The 6,000-nt window shown below is 72.8% G+C and carries 7 protein-coding genes; 2 read left to right on the forward strand and 5 right to left on the reverse strand.

Going from position 1 to position 6,000, the window contains the following annotated elements; translation table 11 throughout:
• Nucleotides 1-35: 35 nt before the first annotated feature.
• Together MCAG_RS16130 and MCAG_RS32615 are read right to left on the reverse strand one after the other, a co-directional pair.
• Complete coding sequence (locus tag MCAG_RS16130; protein WP_036373690.1) at nucleotides 36-782, reverse strand: ZIP family metal transporter; 747 nt, start codon at nucleotides 780-782, stop codon at nucleotides 36-38.
• 271 nt (nucleotides 783-1,053) lie between these two features.
• Complete coding sequence (locus MCAG_RS32615; RefSeq protein WP_157548097.1) at nucleotides 1,054-1,194, reverse strand: hypothetical protein; 141 nt, start codon at nucleotides 1,192-1,194, stop codon at nucleotides 1,054-1,056.
• Nucleotides 1,195-1,571: 377 nt separating this feature from the next.
• On the opposite strand from MCAG_RS32615, the gene MCAG_RS32620 reads away from it, so the two are divergent.
• Entirely contained in the window at nucleotides 1,572-1,733 is a 162-nt protein-coding gene (locus MCAG_RS32620; protein ID WP_157548099.1) for a hypothetical protein, read from the forward strand.
• Nucleotides 1,734-1,859: 126 nt separating this feature from the next.
• On the opposite strand, the gene eis is transcribed toward MCAG_RS32620, so the two are convergent.
• From eis to MCAG_RS16145, 3 genes are all read right to left on the reverse strand, one after another.
• Entirely contained in the window at nucleotides 1,860-2,825 is a 966-nt protein-coding gene (eis, locus tag MCAG_RS16135) for an enhanced intracellular survival protein Eis (protein WP_232290196.1), read from the reverse strand.
• A 320-nt stretch (nucleotides 2,826-3,145) separates the two neighbouring features.
• Nucleotides 3,146-3,865: a PP2C family serine/threonine-protein phosphatase gene (locus MCAG_RS16140; RefSeq protein ID WP_007074051.1), complete on the reverse strand. Its 720-nt coding sequence runs from the start codon at nucleotides 3,863-3,865 to the stop codon at nucleotides 3,146-3,148.
• A gap of 195 nt (nucleotides 3,866-4,060) precedes the next feature.
• Nucleotides 4,061-4,630 (reverse strand): helix-turn-helix domain-containing protein, encoded by a 570-nt coding sequence (locus MCAG_RS16145; RefSeq protein WP_007074053.1) that lies wholly within the window; start codon nucleotides 4,628-4,630, stop codon nucleotides 4,061-4,063.
• A gap of 58 nt (nucleotides 4,631-4,688) precedes the next feature.
• On the opposite strand from MCAG_RS16145, the gene MCAG_RS16150 reads away from it, so the two are divergent.
• Nucleotides 4,689-5,972, forward strand: coding sequence for a benzoate/H(+) symporter BenE family transporter (locus MCAG_RS16150; protein WP_036373693.1), 1,284 nt, complete (start codon nucleotides 4,689-4,691; stop codon nucleotides 5,970-5,972).
• The last annotated feature ends 28 nt before the right edge of the window (nucleotides 5,973-6,000 follow it).

Here is a 6,000-nt window from a genome sequence, read left to right on the forward strand (position 1 = left end):
ACACACCAACCGACCCTGACGGCACATGGGTCGGCTCAGGCGTGGGAGAGCGCGAAGGCGGTCAGGAAGCCGGCGACCGTGATCAGGCCGACCAGCAGGTGGGCGTCCTCGAACGACTCGGGAACCATGGTGTCGGTGATCATCGCGAGGATCGCGCCGGCCGCCAGGGCGGTGATCGAAGCCAGCACCTCGGGCGGCGCGTCGCCCAGCAGCGTGTAGCCGGCGAGCGCGGCGAGGCCGCTGACCAGGGCGATCCCTGCCCAGAGCGTGAAGACGTACCGGCTGGGCCGGCCGGCCCGGCGCATCCCGGCCGCGCTGGAGAGGCCCTCCGGCACGTTGCTGAGGAAGACCGCGACGACCGTGACCACGCTGACCGCGCCACCGCTGAGCAGGCTCGCGCCGATCACCACCGACTCGGGGATGCCGTCGAGCAGCGCGCCCACCGCGATCGCCGACCCCGAGCCAGGTGCCTCCTGCTCGGACGGCTGCGCGCCGGAACGTTTGCGGTGCCGCGCGCCCCGCCGGGCCAGCAGGACGTTCGCCCCGGTGTACGCGAGCGCGCCGCCAGCCGCCCCGATCGCGGTGGGCAGCAGCCCGCCCTGCTCGTGTGCCTCGGCGATCAGCTCGAAGGAGACGGCGGAGAGGAGCACCCCGGCGCCGAAGGCCATGATCGACGCGATGATCCGGCGCGGGACGGGCACGAACCAGCCCAGCGCCGCCCCGAGTAGCAGCGCAGACCCGGCCAGCAGCCCCCAGCCGCCCGCTTGCGACCATCCCGGCATTCGCAGGACGTTACCCGTGCCCCGCGCAACGAAACCGGGCCAGAAGTCCGCATAGGCCGACTCGTCCGTCGCCCACCAGCTCAGAGTCATAATCAAGGCTCTGAGCTGGTTCCGTGTCCAGGTGTCGATGGTCGTTCTTGGCCAACCTTGGCCGGCGTCTGCCGCCCTGAGGGTGCCCTGACGCTCTGGACGCGCCCTGAGTGCGGGGTCAGTTGACCTTGCCTCGGGCCGCCTTGATTCAAGGAGACCAATTCGGCAAGTGCCGCTGTGACTACTCAGGTGGTTGCCGTAGCCAGGGTTGGTCTTTGGCGAGGCGATTGAGGGCGTTGAGGATCCCGATGTCGTACTTTCCGGCGGTGGCCAGGTGGGAGCGGATCTTCACGAAGTGTTGGACGTCGATGCGGGTACGCATGCATGCGGAGATCTTTTGCCGTAGTTGATCTACCGCTCCGACTATCGCATCAGGCCGCTAACCTGTGATGGATGAGCCCGGTCATAGTCAATTACGCCCCGTAGCAGGCGACCCCAACCGCCGCCGATTCAGCCACGGTGCTTGAGGCCGCGCGCCGCAGTGACTTCGGCCAGGAGACCGCGCGGCACGTCACCGGCACCGCAGCGGAGCGGGCAGCAGCGCGATCGGCTGCCTCGTGGGCGGCTTCCTGGCCTTCATCATGCTCATCACCATCGTCGTGCGGCTCGTGCAGGGCGACCCCGATGCGGCGATCGTGGGCGGGTTCTTCGTTCCTGACTGACGAACTGGTCGCGCTGCTCAACGATCACGATCGGCCTGTGAGCGCCGAGGTCGTTGACGGCTGGTTCTTCGCCTATTTTTGGCACTACGACGAGCTGGACGAGCGGGGGTGGCAGGAGGCCTTCTCGGTCGCGGAGACGGTCGTGCGTGCCCGCGACGCGTTCAGGGCGTGGGAGGAGTCCAGCCGATCCGGCACGTGAGCCGTCTCGGTGGTCCGGCAGGGCCCGCCACAGCCGACCAGGCAGCGTTGCCGGACAACAGTTCTATTGAAGAGTTTGCATCGAAGGCTTCAGCGGATAGCGTGCCGTCCCCGGTAGGTCGGTGGGTCAGAAGTCCGCGTACAGGTAGGGGAGTTGGCGGGGGAAGAGGCGGCGCAGCTCGGCGGCGGCGTCCGTTGGCACCCGACCGAGGCCCCGGATGTCGACCTCCGCCGGGTCCAGCACCCCGTACGCCAGGGCGGAGAGCCCGGCGGCGGTGAGCGTCGCGGCCGGCACGGGCCCGGCGGTGGCGTCGCGGACCAACTCCAGCCGGCCCGTCTCGCCGTCGAGCAGGTGGGTGCCGGCGAGCCACCGGTCCCCGGCCAGCTCCACCCGGACCCGGCCCGGCTCGGCCGGGAGGCCGGCCAGTGCGTCGAGCGCGAGCAGCCGGGCCATCGGCGCGGGCGACCCGGGTCGGGTGACGCGCGCCTCGACGTGCACGGCCAGGTCGGTCAGCCACAGCTCGGGCAACTCGTCCGCCGCGACCCGCAGGCTGATTCGGTCCACCTGGTCGACGTGCCGGGCGAGGAACTGCAGGATCAAAGCCCGGGCGTACGGGTCGGCGACCAGCAGGTCGTCGCCGGCCAGCTCGCCGCCGTGGTTGTCGATCCGGTACGTGAGCACGCCGACCGGCACCCCGTCCCGGCGGGCGGTGATCAGCCACCGGTCGTCGTCGTCGCGCATCCACACCGCCCGGACCTCCGGGAAGACCGCGAACCCGTGCCGCTCGGCAAGGCAACGCTCGGTGAAGGCGCGGTGGCCGGCGTACCCGGTGCCGATCCGCTCCCAGGTCAGCTCTCCGGGCAGGTCGGCGCGGAGCAGCGAGCCCAGATCGGCCGGGGTGAAGGTGACCCTCCGGGCCTGGGGCAGGCCCACGTATCCGAACTGCTCGTAGAACGAGGCGCGGAACGGGTACAGCGCGGTGAGGGTGTGCCCTTCGTCGCGCATGTCGTCGAGGAGTTGGTGCAGCAGGGCCCGGACGTGCCCGCGACGGCGGGCCATCGGGTGGGAGACCACCCCGGCGACGCCGGCCATCGGCAGCACCGCCCCGCGCAGGGTTCTGCCGCATCGGCACGGCCGACGCCGCGGCGAGCGTCTCGCCAGCTTCCTCTGCGACGAGGGTGCGGTTGACCTCGTTGTAGGGCAGGTAGCGGGAGAAGTCCTCGGCTCGCTCGGGTCGCATCGGCGACGGTTCGAAGCAGTACGCCTGGAGCGGGAACGAGGTGGTCAGCCGCTCGGAGGTGGTTACCTGCCGGATGGTCATCCCCCATCCCAACCCGCCCCGCCGACCTCCGCAACCGGATTACCCGCCCCGCGGGGTAACGGACCGGCCGCCCACCGGCGTCGACGCGGCGTCAGAGCGCGGTGACGTCGGAGACGACGACGGTGACGTTGTCCGGTGCACCGGCCTGGTGGGCCAGCTTCACCAGTTGCTCGCCGCACTGCTGGCGGTCGCCGTTCATGGCCAGGGCCGCGGCTATCGCGGCGTCGTCGACGTAGTCGGAGAGCCCGTCGCTGCACAGCAGCAGCCGGTCGCCGGCGAAGACGGTGAGCGTGCCGATCGCCGGGGGCGTGTCGGCGCCCTGGACGGCCCGGGTCACCAGCGACCGTTGCGGGTGGTGCCGCGCCTGGTCCGGGGAGAGCGCGCCCTGGTCGACCAGCGCTTGGACGAACGTGTCGTCCCGGGTGAGCTGGGTCAGCTCGTTGTCCCGCAGCAGGTAGCAGCGGGAGTCACCGACCTGGGCGAGGACCAGGGCGTCGGTGGCGAGCAGGCCGGCCGTGAGCGTCGTACCCATGCCCTCGCGCGCCGGGTCGACGGAGATCGCGGCCCGGATGCGCTGGTTGGCGGTGCTCACCACGGCCCGCAGCGCGTCGGCGGCCCCCTCGGTGGTCGTGGGCGGGTCCAACTCGTCGAGGATGCGGATGACGATCTCGCTCGCCACCTCACCAGCCGGCAGGCCACCCATTCCGTCGGCGACGGCGATCAGGCGGTCACCGGCGAGGGCGGAATCCTCGTTGTTGGTCCGCACGAGGCCGACGTCGTTGAGGATGGCCGAGCGGAGGATCAGCGTCATACGACAAGCTTGCCAAGAAGACCCGCCCGGCGTCTCTACGCGCTCCTGGGTCGGCGCGAAAAGAATCTTGCGGCGCGCGGGAAGAGCCCTGTGGCGCGAGAACAATCCTGTGGCGCGCGAGACAGAGTCCTGCGGTGGCGCGAGCGAGATCCTGCGGTGGCGAGGGGGTCCTGCGGCGTCCGTGCCGGCGACCGGTCAGCGGCGGGGGTAGCGCAGCAGCAGGCTCGCCCACACCTCCTCGTCGCCGACGGCCGCGTAGCCGTGCGGCACGTCCGAGGTCCAGCGCAGGTGCCCGCCGGGCCCGGCCGTCGACGGGGCGTCCACCGGCCCGGCCCGGAGCTGCCCGGCGAAGACGGTGACGTGCTCGGTGACCCCGGGCTGGTGCGCGGGTGAGAGCTGCCCGACACCGGGTGCGACCCGCATCCGATACAGCTCGAACGTCGCCTCGGCCTCGGTGAACACCTCCAGCAGGGTCGCGCTCACCGCCGTCCCGCGCACCGTGGGGGTTGCGGCCGGCCCGGAGAGTGCGGCGGTCAGCGGCACCCCGAGTTGGGCGGTGACGGCGTAGAGCGTCTCCAGGGTGGGGTTGCGGGTGCCGTTCTCCAGGCCGGAGAGGGTGGCCTTTCCCACTCCGGCCAGTCGGGCCAGGGTGGACAGTGACATCCCGCGCTCCTCGCGCAGGGCGCGCACCCGGGCACCGACCGCGCCGGCGTCCGAGGCTGCCTGTTCCCAGGCTGGTCCCGGGGTTGGTGCTAACGACTCCATCCCGCTATCCTGCTACACGCTTCCGTTCCGTAAACGGAACGGCAAGGAGGGGGGAGCCGTGACCGGTCTGCTGCAACCCGTGCTCGCGGGTGTGGTGACCGCGCTCGTCGGCTTCGCCAGCTCGTTCACCGTCGTGCTCGCCGGGCTGCGCGCCGTCGGCGCCGACGAGCACCAGGCAGCCTCGGGGCTGCTCGCCGTCAGCGTCGCGTCCGGCCTGTGCGCGGTGTGGCTGGGGCTGCGACACCGGCTGCCGATGGCGGTCGCCTGGTCCACCCCGGGGGCGGCGCTGCTGGTGGCCACCGGTCCGGTCCCCGGCGGCTGGCCGGCCGCTGTTGGCGCGTTCGTGGTCTGCGGGGCGCTGATCGTCGCCGCCGGCCTGTTCCCGACCCTCGGCCGGGCGGTGGCCGCGATCCCCGGCCCGATCGCCGCCGGGATGCTGGCCGGTGTGCTGCTGCCGCTGTGCACCGCGCCGGTCCGCGCCCTGGTTGAGGTGCCGAGGCTGGCCGCGCCGGTGGTCGTCACCTGGCTGGTCCTGCACCGCTTCGCCCGCCGCTGGGCGGTGCCCGCCGCGCTGCTGGCGGCGGCGATCGCCATAGCCACGACCACGCCGGGCGGGATCGGCGCGCACGGCCTGCGGCCGGTGTTCGTGCTCACCGCGCCCGAGTGGACGGTGCCGGCGGTGGTCGGGCTGGCAGTGCCGCTGTTTCTGGTCACCATGGCCGCGCAGAACGTCCCCGGGATGGCGGTGCTCACCGGGTACGGCTACCGGCCCCCGCTCGGCTCCGCGCTGCGGGTCACCGGCCTGGCCAGCGCGATCGGTGCCCCGGCCGGTGGACACGCGGTCAACCTGGCCGCGATCACCGCCGCGCTGGCAGCCGGCCCGGACGCCCACCCGGACCCGGAGCGCCGCTGGGTCGCCTCGGTCACGGCGGGGGTGGGGCTGGCCCTGCTCGGCCTCGGGGCGGGCGTCGCCACCGCCCTGGTGCTGCTCTCCCCGCCCGTGTTGATCGAGGCGGTGGCCGGGCTCGCGCTGCTCGCCGCGCTGGCCGGGGCGGTGTCGGCGGCGGTCGCCGACCCGGCGACCCGGGAGGCGGCCGTGGTGACCTTCGTCGTCACCGCCTCCGGGGTGAGCCTGCTTGGCGTCGGCGGCGCGTTCTGGGGGCTGCTCGCCGGCTGGCTGATGCTGCTGCTCCTGCGTCGCCGTCGCGAGACGCGGCCCGCCGAGCCGGCCCCGTCGCCCGCCGAGCCGGCCCCGTCGCCTGCCGAGCCGGCCCAACTCGCCGAGCCGGTCCAGCCCGCTCGGGCCGCCGAGACGGCCCCGGCTCGGCGGGCTGGGGACTAGATCGACTTTATGCCGGCGACATTGCGGT

This window comes from Micromonospora sp. ATCC 39149, from assembly GCF_000158815.1.
Classification (GTDB): domain Bacteria; phylum Actinomycetota; class Actinomycetes; order Mycobacteriales; family Micromonosporaceae; genus Micromonospora.

Excerpts from the sequence above, each read along its gene's own strand:
- MCAG_RS16130 (WP_036373690.1), bottom strand. The coding sequence starts at position 782 with ATGCCGGGATGGTCGCAAGCGGGCGGCTGGGGGCTGCTGGCCGGGTCT.
- MCAG_RS16140 (WP_007074051.1), bottom strand. The coding sequence starts at position 3,865 with ATGACGCTGATCCTCCGCTCGGCCATCCTCAACGACGTCGGCCTCGTG.
- MCAG_RS16145 (WP_007074053.1), bottom strand. The coding sequence starts at position 4,630 with ATGGAGTCGTTAGCACCAACCCCGGGACCAGCCTGGGAACAGGCAGCC.
- eis (WP_232290196.1), bottom strand. The coding sequence starts at position 2,825 with ATGGCCGGCGTCGCCGGGGTGGTCTCCCACCCGATGGCCCGCCGTCGC.
- MCAG_RS32615 (WP_157548097.1), bottom strand. The coding sequence starts at position 1,194 with ATGCGTACCCGCATCGACGTCCAACACTTCGTGAAGATCCGCTCCCAC.